A 17,035-nucleotide genomic window follows, 5' to 3' on the forward strand; every position below is an offset into this window, starting at 1 on the left:
GGCGGGATGGCAGTGGACTCCTTCCGGTCCGACGAGGAGCACGACGCCGGGGAACCCCGGCCGACGGGGCTGCTGGACCTGCTGAGCGTGGCCGCGGTGGTCCTGGACACCCGCGGGCGGATCGTCTTCTGGACCCCGCAGGCGGAGGAACTGTTCGGCTACACCTCCGAGGAGGCGCTCGGCGCCGAGGCGGGCCGGCTGCTGGTCTCGCCGGGCCGGGTGAAGTCGGCGGCGCGGCTGTTCACCGAGGTGCTGGCCACCGGCCATGGCTGGGCGGGCGCCTTTCCGGTGCGGCGCAAGGACGGCTCCAGCCGGCTGACGGAGTTCCGCACCATGCGGCTGCTCGACGACGAGGGCGAGGTGTACGCGCTGGGCATCGCCGCCGACCGGGCCGTGCTCCAGCGGGTGGAGACCGACCTCGCGCTGTGCGAGCGGCTGATCTACCAGTCCCCCATCGGTCTCGCCCTGCTCGATCCGGATCTGCGGTATCTGCTGGTCAACCCGGCGCTGGAGCGGATCGACGGCATGCCGGCCGCCGACCACGTCGGCCGGAGCCTGCGCGAGACGCTGCCGCTGACGGACATGGAGACCGTGGAGTCGGCGCTGCGCCAGGTCCTCACCACCGGCACCCCGCTGCTGGACCAGTACCACGTGGGACGCCCGCGCAACGATCCCGGACGGCAGCACGCCTGGTCGCTGTCCTTCTACCGGCTGGAGGACCCCAGCGGCCGGGTGCTGGGCGCCGCCGCCTCCGTCGTGGACGTCACCGAACGGCACCAGGCGGCCGGGGAGGCGGACCGGGCGCGCAAACGGCTGGCGGTCATCGCGGACGCCTCGGCGCGGATCGGCACCACGCTGGAGGTGGAGCGCACCGCCCGTGAGCTGGCCGAGGTCGCGGCGCCGGTGCTGGCGGACGTGGTCGCGGTGGACGTGCTGGACTCGGCGCTGGCCTGCCGCCGGATGAGCAGCCCGGACGACGGCCCGGAGCTGTTCCGGGCGCTCGCCCTGAAGGCGGCCCACCCGACGGCGGCGCTGCGTGCCGCCGACCCGCCGGGCGACCTGGCCGCCTATGCCGGGGACCGGCTGGTCACGCTGTGCGTGCACACCGGGCGTCCGGTGCTGATCCCGCACGTGCAGGCGGCCGACCTGCCGAGGATCGCGCGCGACGCGGACGGCGAGGCGCTGCTGGCCGAGGCGGGCGTGCACTCGTATCTGGCGGTGCCGCTGATCGCGCACGGCGAGGTGCTGGGCGCGCTGGACCTGAAGCGGACCCGCAATCCGCTGCCGTTCGACGAGGACGACGTGGTGCTGGCCGCCGAGATCGCGGGCCGGGCGGGGGTGGCGATCGACAACGCGCGCTGGTTCCAGAGCGTGCGCAACACCGCGCTCACCCTCCAGCGGAGTCTGCTGCCCGACCACTCCCCCCGGCACACCGGTCTGGAGGTGGCCTCCCGGTACGAGCCCGCGCAGGCCACCAGCGAGGTGGGCGGCGACTGGTACGACGTGATCCCGCTGGCCGACGACCGGACCGCCCTGGTGGTGGGCGACGTGATGGGCAACGGCATCGACGCGGCCGCCACCATGGGCCGGCTGCGCACCGCGACCTGCGCGTACGCCGACCTCGACCTCGCGCCGGAGGCGGTGCTGCGCCACCTGGACAAGATCACCTGCGATCTGGAGCACTACATCGTCACCTGCCTGTACGCGGTGTACGACCCCGCCACCAACCGGTGCACGGTCGCCAACGCCGGGCATCTGCCGCCCGCCCTGGTCCGGCCGGGCCGGGCGCCGGAGTTCCTGGACCTGCCGACTGCCGCGCCGCTCGGGGTGGGCGGGGTGCCGTTCGAGGCGGCCACGGTCCCGATGGAGCCCGGCGATCTGCTGGTGCTGTACACCGACGGGCTGGTGGAGACGCGGCAGCACGCCATCGACGACCGGCTGGAGACGCTGCTGTCCCTGCTGGGCGAGCCCGGCCCCACGATGGAGGAGGTCTGCGACCGCCTCGTGCACGGGCTGCGCCACCCCGACGACCACGACGACGTGGCCCTGCTGCTCGCGCAGGTGGTGGATCACCCGTAGCCCCGCGCGTCCGTCGCGTGGTGGGGTGCGGTGGGTGGTGCGACGCTGGGTTCACCAGGTGTTGGAGGAGGGAATCCAGGAGGGCCGATGGGACGGGACGTCCCGGCGCTCGTCTTCACCCGCGAGGACCGCCGCCGGTACCGCTTCAAGATGCAGGAATGCCTCGACGCGTTCGCCCAGATGCTGCGCGAGTCGCGGTTCGACAGCGACCGGCCGCGGGTCGGTCTGGAGATCGAGCTGAACCTCGTGGACGCGGACGCGGAACCCGCGATGCGCAACAACGCCGTGCTGGAGGCCATCGCGGACCCGTCCTGGTCGACCGAGCTGGGCCGGTTCAACCTGGAGATCAATGTGCCGCCGCGCCGGCTCACGGCGGGCGGTCCGGACGCCTGGGAGGACGAGATCCGGGCGGCGCTCAACCACGCCGAGGACCGGGCCCGCACGGTCGGCGCGCGGCTGGTGATGGTCGGCATCCTGCCCACGCTGCGCCAGGCGGACATCGGTGTGGCCGCGCTGTCGGAGAACCCGCGCTACCGGCTGCTCAACGACCAGGTGTTCGCGGCCCGCGGCGAGGATCTGCGCATCGAGGTGGACGGCGTGGACCGGCTGCGCACCTACGCGGACACGATCACCCCGGAGGCCGCCTGCACCAGTACCCAGTTCCATCTCCAGGTCTCCCCGGAGGACTTCGCGGGCTACTGGAACGCGGCGCAGGCCATCGCCGGGGTGCAGGTGGCGCTGGCGGCGAACTCGCCGTTCCTGTTCGGCAAGGAGCTGTGGCACGAGACCCGTATCCCGCTGTTCGAGCAGGCGACGGACACCCGGCCGGAGGAGATCAAGGTGCAGGGGGTGCGGCCGCGGGTGTGGTTCGGGGAGCGGTGGATCACCAGTGTCTTCGACCTGTTCGAGGAGAACCTGCGCTACTTCCCGGCCCTGCTGCCGCTGTGCGACGAACAGGACCCGGCGGAGACGCTGGACCGGGGGGACATTCCGGAACTGGCCGAGCTGACCCTGCACAACGGCACCATCTACCGCTGGAACCGCCCGGTGTACGCGGTCGCGGACGGCCGGCCGCATGTCCGGGTGGAGAACCGGGTGCTGCCGGCGGGCCCGACCGTCGCGGACACCCTCGCCAATGGTGCCTTCTACTACGGCCTGACGCGGGCCCTGGTGGAGGAGGACCGGCCGGTGTGGTCGCGGATGTCGTTCTCGGCGGCGGAGGAGAACCTGCACACGGCGGCCCGGCACGGCATCGAGGCCCTGCTGTACTGGCCGGGGATGGGCGAGGTGCCGGTGCCGGAACTGGTGCTGCGCAGGCTGCTGCCGCTGGCGCACCGGGGTCTGGAGCTGTCCGGCATGGACGCGGCGTGGCGGGAGCCGCTGCTCGGCATCATCGAGCAGCGCTGTGTCACGGCGCGCAACGGCGCGGTGTGGCAGAAGGAGACCGTGCGGAAGCTGGAGGACACCGCGCACGCGAGCCGCCACGAGGCGCTGCGCCGGATGACGGAGCTGTACATCGACTACATGCACCTCAACGCCCCGGTGCACACCTGGCCGGTGGACTGAGGCCCGGTGGAGGAGCCCGTGGGTCAGGACCCCGCCTTCTGTTCGTCGGTCCTCTCCTCGCCGGTGGCGCCCTCGGACTCGGCGGCGAGGCCGCGGTTCGGACGGCGGACGACGAGCCGGCTCACCGTGTAGGACATCTCCGTGGTCTCCCGGCGGGGCGGCGGGTGGTAGCGGCCGCCGCAGACGGACAGGTTGACGATGATGTACGCGTGCCAGCCGCGTCCGGTGCCGCGCCGGTCGGCGAAGACGCGTCTGCCGTTGACCCACCAGACGACCGAGCGGGTGCCGAACTCGGTGCGCAGGTCGACCCAGGCGCCGGGGCTGATCATGTCGTCGCGGAAGTAGCGGTTGCTGCCGCGCACGTGGTTGGTGAACTCCAGCAGGTCGGGGTTGTCCGGGTGGTACTCGAAGACGTCGACCTCCTGGCCGCCGTCCCGCCAGGTCCAGATGGCGGGCCAGGCGCCGATCTCGCGGGGCAGCCGGACGCGGGCTTCCAGGACGTCGCCGGCGCGGAGCTGGAAGCCGTCCGGGCTGCCCTCGGTGGTGAGCAGTCCGGTGTTCCACCGGCCGTCGGGTCTGCGTCTGGCCCGGAAGACGCCCGAACGGCTGTAGGCGGGGTCGGCCACCAGGTAATCGAGTTTGTCATCGCCCGGATTGACCGGGCCGGCGTCGGGATAGGCCCAGGAGCGGCCCGCCACCCACTGTCGTTCGGACGTGAAGTCGGCGGTGAAGACCACGTCGGAAGCGGCGGCGGAACGCGGACCGGGGACGGGGCTGCCCGGATTCGGTTCGTGCATGCCCGTTTTCTCTCCGTCCAGCGACGCGCCATGCGCCCAGACCCGGACATCAGCGCAGAAAGCACCCGTACGAGTGAATCCGGGACGGAGCTTCGGCCAGAGCCTCGCGCGGACGGGTGCGCCCGGCGGCGGTCCGGCGGCGCGAGAGCCGGGGCTTTCGTAGGCTTTTCATAGGCTTTACGCAGGGCGAGGATGCCCGAAGATCCTCTGCGCCCGAAGATCCTCTGGGACGGTGTTCCGCAGGCGGGAGACAATCAGTGATCGAACTGGCCGCGGCCTTTGCCGTCGCGGGTGCCGCGAGCAACGCCATGGGAACGGCGTTCCAGCGCAAGGCGGCCTCCACCAGCGAGCGCAGCGGCCTGAAGCTGCTGGCGGAGCTGGTGCGCCGCCCGGCCTGGGTGCTCGGCATGGCCGGGGTGATCGGCGCGGCGGTGTTCCAGAGCCTGGCTCTGGTCAACGGGCCGCTGGCCCTGGTGCAGCCGCTGTTCATCCTGGAGCTGCCCTTCGCGCTGCTGATCGTCGGTCCGCTGCTGCACCGGCATCTGCCCCGCTACGGCTGGTGGGGGGTCGGCGGGGTGGTGGTGGGCCTGGCCGTGCTGCTGGCGGCGGCCGCGCCGCACGGGGCGGGCGACCAGGCGCCGCTGACCCGCTGGGTTCCGGCGCTGGTGCTGGGCGTCGGGGCGGTCGTCGCGGTCGTACTGCTGGCCCGCCACGAGCGGCCGGCGACCGGCCGCGCCGCCCTGCTGGCCTCGGGGTCCGCGATCGCCAACGCGCTGACGGCGGCTCTGCTGAAGTCGGCCACGGGGACGTTCGCCGACGAGGGCTTCCAGGCGTTCATCACGTCCTGGCAGACGTACGGCTTCGCGCTGGCCGGTACCGCGGCGGTGCTGCTGCTGGAGAACGCGCTCCAGGCGGGCCCGCTGGCCGCCGCCCAGCCCGCGCTGACCATCGGGGACGCGGTGGTCAGCCTGGCCCTGGGCATCTTCCTGTTCCACGAGCGCATCCGTACCGGCTGGTGGCTGGTGCCGGAGGCGCTGGGCGCGATCCTCATCGTCGGGGGTGTGCTGGTGCTGAGCCGGGCCGTGCAGAACCTCATCGAGCGCCCGCCGCCCGGCTCGGACGACTGAGCCTTCGCGCGAACCGAAAGACCTGCGGGCCGTCGTCCGGTACATGGACGACGGCCCGCGGACTCATGTGCCTCAGGGAAGCGTCAGCGGCCCTGGTTCACCTTCGCCAGCGCCTTGGCGAGCCCGTTGGCCCACAGCTGGTTGACGCGGGAACGCTCGGTGGCGTTCGGGTAGCGGTTGGTGCAGGAGGTGCCGGGGCCGCCGCCGGACATCAGCTCGCTGCACGGACCGCTGTAGTGGTCGGGCAGGCCGAGCACGTGGCCGGTCTCGTGCGCGGTGACCCGGATCGAGTCGTACTGCTGGTTCTGCGCGTAGTCGAGGAAGACGTACCCCCGGCCGTGGCCGTCGGTGGAGGCGTACGAGCCGCGCGAGTCGTTGCCCTCGCGGTAGGAGAAGTTGCCGGTGCCGGTGGTCGAGGCGAGCTTGACGTTGGAGACCGAGCTGTTCCAGATGGACGTGGAGCTCGATATCTGCGAGCGGAAGCTCGGCGCCTGGCTGGCGTTGTAGTAGACGGTGACGGCCTTGAGGCTCGGGTTCTCGGCCCGCTGCTCGGCGACCGACTTCAGCACCGCCTCGAAGAACGCCTTGCTGTTCGCCGACTCCTGGGGCGAGCCGGTGTACCCGGCGTGCGGGGCGGCGGGCAGCGGCTGGGCGCCGGCCGGGGTGGCGGCACCGAGCGCGGCGGCGGCCACGCCGAGACCGAGGGCGAGGAGGGATCTGACGGTCTTGGCGGACGTACGGGACGACGTCATGTGGGGTCCTCGTTTCGTACGTGGGGAGGGCCGTCCGTATGGGGGTGAACGGCCGGTTGCCCCTGAGTCTCGGGCAGGTCAACGGCCTCCGGATGATGGCAAGTTGGGATAGCGGCGCGCTATCACCCGGCTGTCACCGGCACCGCGTACGGCCCTTACGCACGACGAACCGCGGACCGTCGCGTGGGGGCGACGATCCGCGGTCCGGTGTTCCTGCCGGGCGCGCTGGGGTCAGCGGGCCTGGTTCACCTTGGCCAGCGCCTTGGCGAACCCGTTGGCCCAGAGCTGGTCGACCTGGGCGCGCTCATTGGCGTCCGGGCTGGAGTTGGTGCAGGACGGGCCGGGGCCGCCGCCGGACATCAGCTCGCTGCACGGGCCCTCGTAGTGGTCGGGCAGGCCGAGCACGTGGCCGGTCTCGTGCGTGGTGACGCGAACCGAGTCGTATTCCTGGTTCTGGGCGTAGTCCAGGAAGACGTAGCCGCTGCCGTGGCCGTCGGTCGAGGCGTAGGAGCCGCGGGAGTCGTTGCCCTCGCGGTAGGAGAAGTCGCCGGTGCCGGAGGTGGCCGACAGCTTCACGTTGGAGACGGAGCCGTTCCAGATGGAGGCGGCGCTCGCTATCTGCGAGCTGAAGCTCGGCGCCGCGGAGGGGTTGTAGGTGACGGTGACCGACTGCAGACCCGGGTTCGCGGCCTGCTTCTTGGCGACCGACTTCATGACCGCGTCGAAGAACGCCTTGTTGTTCGCCGCCTCCTGGGCCGAGCCGGTGTATCCGGCGTGGGCGGCGACGGGGGCGGGCTGGGCGGCGGCGGGGGCGGCGGCACCGAACGTGGCGGCGGCCACGCCGAGGCCCAGGGCGACGAACATTCTGGTGGTCTTCGCGGGCATGCTGGAGGACGACATGTGGGGTGCTCCTCTTTTCGATGCGTGTGGGGGTGGCCTGTCGTTCGAGTGGGGGTGAACGACTGACTGCCTCCGAGTCTTGGATAGATCAACAGCCCCCGGATAATGGCAAGTTGCGATAGCACCGGGCTATCACCGGCAACTCGTGCCGGTGCGCGGCGATTTATGCGTCTGGCGTGAGCATGCTGACCGCCCTAGGCTCCCGTCATGGAGCTAGAGGTGAGGCACTTCCGGGTTCTGTGCGCCATCGCCGATGCGGGCAGCCTGCATCAGGCGGCGCGCGAACTCGGTCTGGCCCAGCCCTCGTTGAGCACCCAGCTGGGCCGGATCGAACAGGCGCTGGGCGGCCGGCTCTTCACCCGCGGCCACACCGGCTGCCGCCCCACCCCGCTGGGCCGCCTGGTGCTGAGCCGTGCCCGGCCGCTGGTCGGGGAACTCGCCGCGCTGGTCACCGAGGCCCGCGCGGCCGCCGCCCGCGCCTCCGCCGGGCCCCGGCTGCGGATCGGCGCCACCGCCAGCCGCGCCCTGCCCGGCTGGCTGCGCCGGCTGCGCTCACGCGTGCCCGCGGCCGAGCCCTCGCTCCAGATGGACGCCTCCGCGAACGCGCTGCTGCGCCTGGTCGCCGAGGGCGCGCTCGACCTGGCCTTCGTGCACGAGGTGGAGGGCAGCCCGCTGCGGGTCCCGGCGGGGCTGCGGCTGCGGGTGCTGGTGGAGCGGGAGCCGCAGTTCGTCTCGCTGGCCGCCGACCATCCGGCGGCGGCCCGGAGCGAGGTGCGGCTGACGGAGCTGGCCGAGGACCGGTGGATGGTCGACTCCACGGTGGACGGCGAGTGGGACGCGATCTGCCGGGTGCTGCGCGAGGCGGGGATCGAGCCGGACCTGCTGCACGGCGACTACCTCACCGCCTACTCGCTGGCCGCCACCGGCGAGGTGGTCACGGTCAGCCAGCCCACCGCGCACCCCCGGTCGGACCTCGCCATCCGCCCGCTGCACGGCGACCCGATCGGGGTCCGGCTGCTGGTCGCGGCGCGCACCGAGACCGACCTCGACCGGGGTTTCCCGGAGCTGGCGGACGCCTACTGGGAGGTGGCCCACCAGGCACCGGCGTACCGGGACTGGCTGGAGCGCGTACCGGAACCGGAACCGGCCCTGCTCTGCGCCATGACCCGGGCCGTGCCGGGCCCGGCACGGCCCGGTCAGGTCCCGGACCCGAACGTCCGCGTGGTGTAGGCGCATTCGGTGTACACATAGCCGGACCGCAGCCGCGCGGTGTCGGAGGCGGGCGCACCCGCGCCGGTGCCGCCCGGCTGGTGCACGAAGTACGTGGTGCCGACAGGCAGTTGGATGGTGCGCGCGGGGTAGTTCCGCCCGCTGTCGGAGCACGGCTTGAAGCCGGCTGTGATGGTCGCGGCCAGGGAGTACGCGGTGCAGCCGCCGCACGCCCTGAGGGTGAAGCTGCCGGTGACCGGGCCGGTGTAGAGGACGGTGATGTCGTGGGGGCTGTCGTTCTTCACGGTGACGGAGATGCTGCCGCCGGAGGCGGTGGTGGGCAGCTTCTTCCCGGCGGCCGGAAGGGTCTGGGCGACCTCGGCGCCTATGGCGATCTTCTTGGCCCGCTCCCGCTTCCCGCCGCTCCTGGTGTCGGAGACATAGCTCTGCATGCTCTTGCGCGCCTCGGCGAAGTCGCCGTCCCTGAACTGGTCCACACCGCACTCGTAGGCGCCCGCGTCACCGCCGCGGTCGGCGCGGGCAGCGGCCGTGGTGAGGCCGGCGGAGGCGTCACCGGCCGAGGAGGCGAGGTCGGTGATCCGGGTGCCGAGGGCGCGCAGCCGGTCCACGGCGGTGCAGGGCGCGGTCCCGCTCACGCCCTGCTGGGCGGTGCGGACGGCCGTGTCGACGGCGGGCACCACCTTGGCGGCGGCGGGTGAGCCGGGGAAGGTGCCGAGCAGGTCGCGGAAGCGGCCGGTCCATGCCTCCCCGCCGTCGGTGAGGTCGGCCGCGCCGCACTCGTAGAGCGAGGTGGCGAGCCGGTCGTCGGGCCAGCGGGTGAGCGAACCGAGCTGGGCGGCGGGCATGGTGCGGGGCACCGTGCGCAGGAACTGGAGGGGTTCGACGGCCAGGCAGTACTCGCCCCGGCCGTACGCGGCGCCGATGGTGGAGTAGTAGGCGCGCATCCGGGCGGGGACGCGGTCGGCGGCGCGCGAGCCGGGGTGGTCGACCGCGAGGTCGCGGTAGACGGCGAGGGCCGAGCGGTAGTCGGAGCGGGAGGCGGCGAAGGTTCCCCGTCCGGCCGCCGCCACCAGGTCGTCGGCCTTCTCCAGCCGGTCGAGCAGTGCCTGCTGTCCGGCCTCCTCGCGGGCGCCGTCGTACCAGAGCGCGCCGCCCACCGGTACGGCGAGCAGCACCAGGCCCAGCAGCAGGGCGAGAGGTGCGCGAGCGGCCGACGGCGTACGCAGTCCCACGTGGGCGCCGTGGGCGGCGGCGAGCAGCAGGACGACGCCGTAGCCGGCGAGTGCTCCGGTGGGTACGCCGTCGGCGTCGGCGGGCAGCGCCACGAAGAGGAGGACGGCGGTGGCCACCAGGCACAGGACCAGCGGGCCCCATCTTCGGAGCAGGGCGTAGCCGAGGCCGAGTCCGCTCAGGTTGAGCAGGGCCACGGCGGCGGCGCGCAGCGGGTTGGGCGGCGCGGGCGGCGGCCCGGGCGGCATCGGCGGAACGGTGAACTGCTGGTTCGGGCCGTACGGCGCTTCCGGCATGCCGGCTCCCCCTGTCAACCGCCCCGCGCTCCCGGCAAGTCTACGGCTCGTGTCGGGGCCACGACAGAGGGTGTGCACGCCGGATGACGCGCGGGCGCGGGCGCCCGGTTCACGTGAGACTGGGGGTCGGACGACCGATCGGCGGGCCGGGAGGCGATGGGCGGTGAACGCCGTCAACCCTACGGACAGCGCGTCACTGCTGGCCGCCTTCGGCGCCCTGGGCGTGCTGGCGGTGACGTTCGCCGAGTCCGGGCTGCTGGTCGTCGGCTTCTTCCTGCCGGGGGACACGCTGCTGTTCCCGGCCGGGGTGCTCAGCGCGGTCCAGCACGGCGGTCAGCCGCCCCGGCTGGTGCTGTGGCAGGTGATGCTGTGCGCCGCCGTCGGCTCGGTGGCGGGCGCCCAGGTGGGTTTCCTCATCGGGCGGCACGGCGGCCGGGCGCTGCTCACCCGCACCTCCAGCCACCGGGTCAAGGAGGGCGTGGCGCGGGCGGAACGGCTGCTGGCCCGGTACGGGTACCGCAAGGCGCTGGTGATCGGCCGGTTCGTGCCGATGCTGCGCTCCGTGCTGCATCCGGCCGCCGGGGCGCTCGGGGTGCCGACGAGGACCTTCACCATCTGGCAGACGGTCGGCGGGGTGCTGTGGTCCCAGAGCCTGGTGCTGGCGGGCTGGGCGCTGGGCTCGTCGGTCGACCACGTGGACAACTATCTGCTACCGCTGATCGCGGTCGTCGTGGCGATCTCCCTGGTGCCGCTGCTGGTGGAGGTGGTCCGGTCCCGGCGCGGCCGGCACGAGGCCGGCGATGGCGACACCGGCGGCACCGGCGACTGAGCCCCTCCCCCGCGCGTCACCCGCGCGGCTCAACCGGGCTCCGCCTAAGGGGCGAGGCCGCGTGAGCGGTGTGACGGTGGTGGAAGACATGGCCCCATGCACCGGCGGCGAGGAGGCGGCATGGCTGACACGGGAGGCGAGGGCGGCGCTGCGTGTGTCGCCGCGCCCGGCCGGGACATCCCCGAGGGGCTGTCCGGCGATCCGTTCACTCAGGTGGGCTCGGTCGCGGATGCCGTGCTGTACGAGGGCTATCTGCTGTACCCCTACCGCCGTTCCTCGGCGAAGAACCGGGTCCGCTGGCAGTTCGGGGTGCTGCTGCCCCGTACCTGGGTGGAGGCGGACGGTCCCGTCGCCGAGGGCATCTCCGGTTCGGCGGACTCCTGGTACCAGCGCACCGAGTGCCTGGTGCGGGCGGTTCCCGGCGCGGTGCTGCGGGTGCGGGTGCGGTATCTCCAGCTCCAGCGCAAGCAGGTGGAGGCGCTGGGCGAGGACGGACGGCACCGGCCGGTCGAGTCGCTGCGTACGGACGACGGCACGGCGCAGTTGAGCTTCGACGAGGCGGTCCCGTACGAGGTCGACCTCGTGTGGCCGCTGGAGGAGCTGCTGCGCGGCCCGTGCACCGCCGAGGTCGGCGCGCCCCCCGCCGTCGACACCGAGAACCTGGGCGCCGGGCGCGTCGTGCGCCGCCGCGAGCGGGTACGGGCGCACACCACGGTCGCGGCCGAGGAGCTGGCGGACGGCCTGTACCGGCTGTGCGTGCGCACCGAGAACGCGGGCGAGGCGCCCGACACCCGCGCCCCGCGCGCGGATGCGCTGCGGCAGGCCCTGCTGGCCGCGCACACCCTGCTCGGTGGCGAGGGGCTGGAGTTCGTGTCGCAGACCGACCCGCCCGCCGCGCTGCGGGAGCGGGCGCGCGGCTGCCGCAGCGCCTTCACCTTCCCGGTGCTCGGCGGACCGGCCGGGGAGGACGGGGACGGCGCCACCGGGCCCGTGCTGCTCTCGGCGCCGATCATCCTGCCGGACCATCCGCAGGTGGCACCGGAGAGTCCGGGCGATCTGCACGACGCGGCGGAGATCGACGAGATCCTGACGCTGCGCACGATGCTGCTGACCGACGAGGAGAAGGCGGAGGCGCGGGCGACCGACCCGCGCGCCGCCCGCATCCTCGACCGGGTCGACACGATGCCGCGCGAGGTCTTCTCCAAGCTGCACGGCGCGATCCGTTCGCTGGCCCCGGCCGCGCCGGCCCCCGAGGCGCGGCCCGCCTGGTGGCAGGAGGGCGGCGACGCGGGACTGTCCCCGACGACGGACACCGTGCTGGTGGACGGCGTCCCGCTCGGCACCGGCAGCCGGGTGCGGCTGAACCCGCGGCTGCGCGGGGCGGACGCCCAGGACATGTTCCTGGTGGGGCGTACGGCCGAGGTGGCCGCGGTCTTCCACGACGTGGACGGCAGCGTGCACCTGGCGGTGACCGTCGACGACGATCCGGCGGCCGAACTGCACGGCTGGTACGGCCGTTTCCACTACTTCCGGCCCGACGAACTCGAGCCCCTCGGGGACGGCGCCGAGCCGCGACCCTGAGCCCCGCCGAACCCGAGCCCCGGACGCCCCTGACGGCAACCCCCACTCCCCAGCGGCCGACCGACCGCAGCGAAGGCAGGCGACATGACGACCGAGAGCCACACCACCGCGGCGCGTGAGCGCATCGAACGATCCGAGGAACACGAGGGGATAGACGAGATCACCATCCTCTGGATCTCGGAGGGGATGAGCTGCGACGGCGACACCGTCTCCCTGACGGCGGCCATGCAGCCCACCATCGAGGACGTGGTCCTCGGTCTGATCCCCGGCCTGCCCAAGGTCAACCTGGTCAACAAGGTGCTCTCGCCGACCCTGGGCGGCGAGGACTTCCTCGCCCCCTACCGGGCGGCGGCGCGCGGCGAGCTGGACACCCCGTTCATCCTCGTCATCGAGGGCTCGGTGCCCAACCAGGACATCATCGAGGGCGACGGCTTCTGGACGTCGTTCGGCAACGACCTCGAGACCGGACAGCCGCTGACGCTCAACTGGTGGATCGACCAGCTCGCCCCCAAGGCGTGGGCGGTCGTCGCGGCCGGTACCTGCGCCGCCTACGGCGGCATCCACGGCATGGCGGGGAACCCGACCGGCTCCATGGGTCTGGGCGACTACCTGGGCTGGGACTACAAGTCGACGGCCGGGCTGCCCATCGTCAACGTGCCCGGCTGCCCGATCCAGCCGGACAACTTCATGGAGACCCTGATCTGGGTGCTCCAGCACGCCGCCGGTGCTGCCCCACCGCCCCCGCTGGACGAAATGCTGCGGCCGCAGTGGCTGTTCGGCAAGACCGTCCACGAGGGCTGCGACCGGGGCTCGTACTACGAGCAGGGCGACTTCGGGCTCGACTACAACTCCCCCAAGTGCCTGGTGAAGACCGGCTGCTGGGGACCGGTGGTCAACTGCAACGTGCCCAAGCGCGGGTGGATGGCCGGCATCGGCGGCTGCCCGAACGTCGGCGGCATCTGCATCGGGTGCACCATGCCCGGCTTCCCGGACGCGTTCATGCCGTTCATGGACGAGCCGCCCGGCGGCGCCCTGTCCTCCCTGGTCATCAAGCCGTACGGGGCCGTCGTGCGCCGACTGCGCGGCGTGACCAACGACATGGTCAACCACGAGCCCAAGTGGCGGCACAAGAAGCGCAAGCTGACCAGCGGTTACGACCCGTACTGGCGTCCCTGACGCCCGGCCGGCCGCGGCAGGCCCGACACCCACCCGCACACCCCGACAGCGAGGGGCAGTACCGCAGATGACGACCACCGAATCCCGGCCCACGGGGCGCAAACCCGCACAGCTCGTGGACATGTCCTGGGACCCGATCACCAGGATCATCGGCAACCTGGGCATCTACACGAAGATCGACTTCGCCAACCGCGAGGTCGCCGAGTGCCACAGCACCTCGTCGCTGTTCCGCGGCTACTCGGTGTTCATGAAGGGCAAGGACCCGCGCGACGCGGGCTTCATCACCTCGCGCATCTGCGGTATCTGCGGGGACAACCACACCACGTGCTCCAACTACGCCCAGCAGATGGCGTACGGGATCAAGCCGCCGCCGATGGCCGAGCACATCACCAACCTCGGCGAAGCGGCCGAGTACATGTTCGACCACACGATCTTCCAGGACAACCTGGTGTTCGTGGACTTCTGCGAGGCCATGGTCAAGGCCACCAACCCCACGCTGCTGGCCCGCGCCGAGCGCACGGACGCCCCGCGCGGCGAGATCCACGGCTTCCGGACCATCGCCGACATCATGAAGGCGTTCAACCCCTTCGAGGGCGAGGTCTACAAGGAGGCCCTGCGGGTCAGCCGGGTCACCCGGGAGATGTTCTGCCTGATGGAGGGGCGGCACGTCCACCCCTCCACGCTGTATCCGGGCGGGGTCGGCACCATGCCGCAGCCGAGCATCTTCACGGACTACCTCAGCCGGCTGATGCACATCATCGACTTCATCAAGAAGGCGGTGGCGATGAACGACGACGTCTTCGACTTCTTCTACGAGGCCCTGCCGGGCTACGAGGAGGTCGGACGCCGCCGTATCCTGCTGGGCTGCTGGGGCGCCTGGCAGGACCCCGCCGTCGTGGACTACCGCTACGCCTCGATGAACGAGTGGGGCAAGGCGATGTACGTGACGCCGGGCGTCATCGTCGACGGCAAGCTGGTCACCAACGACCTGATCGACATCAACCTCAACATCCGTATCATGCTGGGCAGTTCGTACTACGACGACTGGGTCAACGAGCAGCCGTTCGTCACCCACGACCCGCTGGGCAACCCGGTCGACATGCGGCACCCGTGGAACCAGACGACCGTCCCGGTGCCGCAGAAGCGGGAGTTCGACGGCAACTACAGCTGGGTGATGAGCCCGCGCTGGTACCACAAGGAGACGGACAAGCACCTCGCGCTGGACACCGGCGGCGGCCCGCTGGCCCGGCTGTGGTCGACGGCGCTGAGCGGCCTGGTCGACACCCGCTATGTCAAGGCGGGCAACGGCAAGGTGAGCATCGTGCTCCCCAAGGGCGAGTCGCTTCCGGAGACCACGCTGGAGTGGTCCATCCCGAAGTGGAGCAACACCATCGAACGCGACCGGGCGCGGCCCTACTTCGTCGCGTACGCGGCCGCGATGGCGCTGCAGTTCCTGGAGGAGTCCATGGAGCTGCTGCGGGCGGGCGAGACCAAGGTGTTCCAGGACTTCGAGGTCCCGGACGAGGCGATCGGCTGCGGCTTCCACGAGGCCGTGCGCGGGGTCCTCTCGCACCACCTGGTGATCAAGGACAAGAAGATCGCCAACTACCACCCGTACCCGCCGACCCCGTGGAACGCGAGCCCCCGCGACATCTACGGCACCCCCGGCCCGTACGAGGACGCCGTCCAGGGGCAGCCGATCTTCGAGGAGAACGGGCCGGACGACTTCAAGGGCGTCGACATCATGCGCACCGTGCGCAGCTTCGACCCCTGTCTGCCGTGCGGTGTCCACATGTACATGGGCAAGGGCAAGACGCTGGACGTCGTGCACTCCCCCACCTACGGCGCGAACCATGGCTGACGGCGCCCGGCTCGCCGACCCGGCCATCGAGGCGCGGCTCGCCCGGCTGGACGAGCTGCTGGAGGGCCTGGAGTCCGGCGGCGGGCCGCTGTCCGCCGAGTCGCTGGAGTCGGTGGGCCTCCTGACCGAGGTGTACGGGGAGGCGCTGGCCCGGATGCTCGACGGCGCGGACGCCGCCCTGCTGGACCGGGTGGCCGGCGACGAGCTGCTGGCGCATCTGCTGGTGCTGCACTCCCTGCACCCCGAGCCGCCCGAGCGGCGTGCCGAGCGCGCGGTGGCACGGCTGCGGCCGGCCGTGCGCGAGCGGGGCGGCGACCTGGAGTGGCTGGGCGTCGAGGGCGAGGTGGCCCGCGTCCGGGTCGACTCGGGCGGCGGTGGCTGTGGCTCCGGGTGCGGTGGGGGTGGCGGGGACGTCACCGAGGTGGTGCGGGCGACCGTGCTGGCGGCGGCTCCGGAGCTGCGGTCGGTGGAGGCGGTCACGGCCGAGCGGGCCAAGCCGCCCGCGTTCGTGCCGCTGGCCACGCTGACCACCCGGCGGGGCGCGGAGCGGCCGCAGGAGGCCCGGTGAGCGGGGCGCTGGCCCGGCTGATCCGTACCGGCCCGGCCCTGGCCGGGGCCGGGCGGCCCGAGACGTGCGAGCTGTGCGCCGCGCCGGTCGCGGAGGAACACGCGCATCTGTTCGAGACGGCGGCCGACGAGGTCCGCTGTGTCTGCGGGCCCTGCTCGGTGCTGTTCGCCGACCGGGCGGCGGGCGGGGGCCGGTACCGGCTCGTTCCGCGCCGCCGGGTGCGGCTCGCGCCGGTCGACACGGCCGCGCTGGGCGTACCGGTGGGTCTGGTGTTCTTCGTGCCGCGCGCCGACGGCGCGGTGACCGCGCAGGGGCCGAGCCCGGCCGGGGCCATGCGGTGGGAGGTGGACGCGGACGCCTGGCACGGCTTGGCCGCCACGTGTCCGCAGCTCGCTTCCGTGGTACCCGACGTGGAGGCGCTGCTGATCAACACGGTGCGCGGCCAGGAAGAGCACTGGATCGTACCCGTAGACGACTGCTTCCGGATGGTCGCCCTGGTCCGCGCGGAGTGGCAGGGGCTGTCCGGCGGCGGCCGGGTGTGGCCGGTCGTCGAACAGTTCTTCGCGGAGCTCACCGAGCGTTCGTGAAGCCCAGAGAGGAGACGATCATGGGCAGGATCAGAGTGGGCCGTCCCCAGGTGAAGCCGGACACGCCGACGCATGTGCCGGGCCTGCACGAGGGCAACAGGGGCCCCTACGAGGAGCAGGTCGGCCATCACGAGGACGGCACCGCCGACGCGCGCCGCTCCACGGGCATCCGCACCAAGCGGCACGACGCCATCCTCGACGTCATGCCGAACATCCCGCCGGCCTGAGAAGGGCAGGAAGTGAGCGCCATGAAGATCGAGAGAGCCGCGAGAGCCGTCGAAGAGGCGGAGCGGACCCTGTGGACGGGGCGGCGGGTGCTGGTCGCCCAGGCCGCCGTGCTGGCCGGTCTGACGCTGCTGCTGCTCGTGAAGGAGGTCCCCGGCATGATCCGGGAGATCAAGATCTACCGGATGACCGGGGGCCTGCGCGCGGCCCGCCAGCACCCGTGAGGCATCG

Annotated in this window: 16 protein-coding genes; 12 read left to right on the forward strand and 4 right to left on the reverse strand. The window is 72.4% G+C overall.

Annotated features, from left to right (window positions below):
• The first annotated feature begins 6 nt into the window (after positions 1 to 6).
• Positions 7 to 2,079, forward strand: coding sequence for a SpoIIE family protein phosphatase (locus tag ACIGA3_RS10485; protein WP_399712775.1), 2,073 nt, complete (start codon positions 7 to 9; stop codon positions 2,077 to 2,079).
• Positions 2,080 to 2,166: 87 nt separating this feature from the next.
• Positions 2,167 to 3,645 carry a glutamate-cysteine ligase family protein gene (locus ACIGA3_RS10490; RefSeq protein ID WP_399712779.1) on the forward strand — a complete coding sequence of 493 codons (1,479 nt, stop codon included), beginning with the start codon at positions 2,167 to 2,169 and terminating at the stop codon, positions 3,643 to 3,645.
• A gap of 23 nt (positions 3,646 to 3,668) precedes the next feature.
• Here the strand turns inward: ACIGA3_RS10490 and ACIGA3_RS10495 are convergent, their stop codons facing one another.
• Entirely contained in the window at positions 3,669 to 4,442 is a 774-nt protein-coding gene (locus ACIGA3_RS10495) for a beta-glucanase (RefSeq protein WP_399712781.1), read from the reverse strand.
• 257 nt (positions 4,443 to 4,699) lie between these two features.
• Here ACIGA3_RS10495 and ACIGA3_RS10500 point away from each other — a divergent pair, with 257 nt between their 5' ends.
• Entirely contained in the window at positions 4,700 to 5,569 is an 870-nt protein-coding gene (locus tag ACIGA3_RS10500) for a DMT family transporter (protein WP_399712784.1), read from the forward strand.
• A gap of 83 nt (positions 5,570 to 5,652) precedes the next feature.
• On the opposite strand, the gene snpA (ACIGA3_RS10505) is transcribed toward ACIGA3_RS10500, so the two are convergent.
• Together snpA (ACIGA3_RS10505) and snpA (ACIGA3_RS10510) are read right to left on the reverse strand one after the other, a co-directional pair.
• Positions 5,653 to 6,321: a snapalysin gene (gene snpA / locus ACIGA3_RS10505; protein ID WP_399712787.1), complete on the reverse strand. Its 669-nt coding sequence runs from the start codon at positions 6,319 to 6,321 to the stop codon at positions 5,653 to 5,655.
• Positions 6,322 to 6,552: 231 nt separating this feature from the next.
• Complete coding sequence (gene snpA / locus ACIGA3_RS10510) at positions 6,553 to 7,221, reverse strand: snapalysin (protein ID WP_399712790.1); 669 nt, start codon at positions 7,219 to 7,221, stop codon at positions 6,553 to 6,555.
• 207 nt (positions 7,222 to 7,428) lie between these two features.
• Here snpA (ACIGA3_RS10510) and ACIGA3_RS10515 point away from each other — a divergent pair, with 207 nt between their 5' ends.
• On the forward strand, positions 7,429 to 8,451 hold the full coding sequence (locus ACIGA3_RS10515) for a LysR substrate-binding domain-containing protein (protein WP_399712792.1): 1,023 nt from the start codon (positions 7,429 to 7,431) through the stop codon (positions 8,449 to 8,451).
• Here ACIGA3_RS10515 and ACIGA3_RS10520 read toward each other — a convergent pair.
• Positions 8,418 to 9,977, reverse strand: a complete 1,560-nt coding sequence (locus tag ACIGA3_RS10520) for a hypothetical protein (RefSeq protein WP_399712794.1) — start codon at positions 9,975 to 9,977, stop codon at positions 8,418 to 8,420. The genes ACIGA3_RS10515 and ACIGA3_RS10520 overlap by 34 nt on opposite strands.
• A 163-nt stretch (positions 9,978 to 10,140) precedes the next feature.
• Here ACIGA3_RS10520 and ACIGA3_RS10525 point away from each other — a divergent pair, with 163 nt between their 5' ends.
• From ACIGA3_RS10525 to ACIGA3_RS10560, 8 genes are all read left to right on the forward strand, one after another.
• Positions 10,141 to 10,806 (forward strand): DedA family protein, encoded by a 666-nt coding sequence (locus ACIGA3_RS10525; RefSeq protein ID WP_399712797.1) that lies wholly within the window; start codon positions 10,141 to 10,143, stop codon positions 10,804 to 10,806.
• Between the two features lie 120 nt (positions 10,807 to 10,926).
• Entirely contained in the window at positions 10,927 to 12,387 is a 1,461-nt protein-coding gene (locus ACIGA3_RS10530; RefSeq protein WP_399712799.1) for a hypothetical protein, read from the forward strand.
• A gap of 84 nt (positions 12,388 to 12,471) precedes the next feature.
• Positions 12,472 to 13,563 carry a hydrogenase expression protein HypE gene (locus ACIGA3_RS10535; RefSeq protein WP_399712801.1) on the forward strand — a complete coding sequence of 364 codons (1,092 nt, stop codon included), beginning with the start codon at positions 12,472 to 12,474 and terminating at the stop codon, positions 13,561 to 13,563.
• Positions 13,564 to 13,630: 67 nt separating this feature from the next.
• A complete protein-coding gene (locus ACIGA3_RS10540; protein ID WP_399712804.1) occupies positions 13,631 to 15,424 on the forward strand; it encodes a nickel-dependent hydrogenase large subunit in 1,794 nt (597 codons plus the stop codon).
• Positions 15,417 to 15,992, forward strand: a complete 576-nt coding sequence (locus tag ACIGA3_RS10545) for a NifU family protein (RefSeq protein WP_399712806.1) — start codon at positions 15,417 to 15,419, stop codon at positions 15,990 to 15,992. Before ACIGA3_RS10540 ends, ACIGA3_RS10545 begins: the two co-directional genes overlap by 8 nt.
• Entirely contained in the window at positions 15,989 to 16,579 is a 591-nt protein-coding gene (locus ACIGA3_RS10550) for a DUF5947 family protein (RefSeq protein ID WP_399712809.1), read from the forward strand. Before ACIGA3_RS10545 ends, ACIGA3_RS10550 begins: the two co-directional genes overlap by 4 nt.
• A gap of 20 nt (positions 16,580 to 16,599) precedes the next feature.
• The gene (locus ACIGA3_RS10555; RefSeq protein WP_399712811.1) at positions 16,600 to 16,806 is read left to right on the forward strand and encodes a hypothetical protein; all 207 of its coding nucleotides are present in this window, start codon (positions 16,600 to 16,602) and stop codon (positions 16,804 to 16,806) included.
• A 21-nt stretch (positions 16,807 to 16,827) separates the two neighbouring features.
• Positions 16,828 to 17,028, forward strand: a complete 201-nt coding sequence (locus ACIGA3_RS10560) for a hypothetical protein (RefSeq protein ID WP_399712814.1) — start codon at positions 16,828 to 16,830, stop codon at positions 17,026 to 17,028.
• Positions 17,029 to 17,035: the final 7 nt, after the last annotated feature.

The sequence above is a fragment of the Streptomyces sp. NPDC085596 genome, assembly GCF_044541565.1.
Classification (GTDB): Bacteria; Actinomycetota; Actinomycetes; order Streptomycetales; family Streptomycetaceae; genus Streptomyces.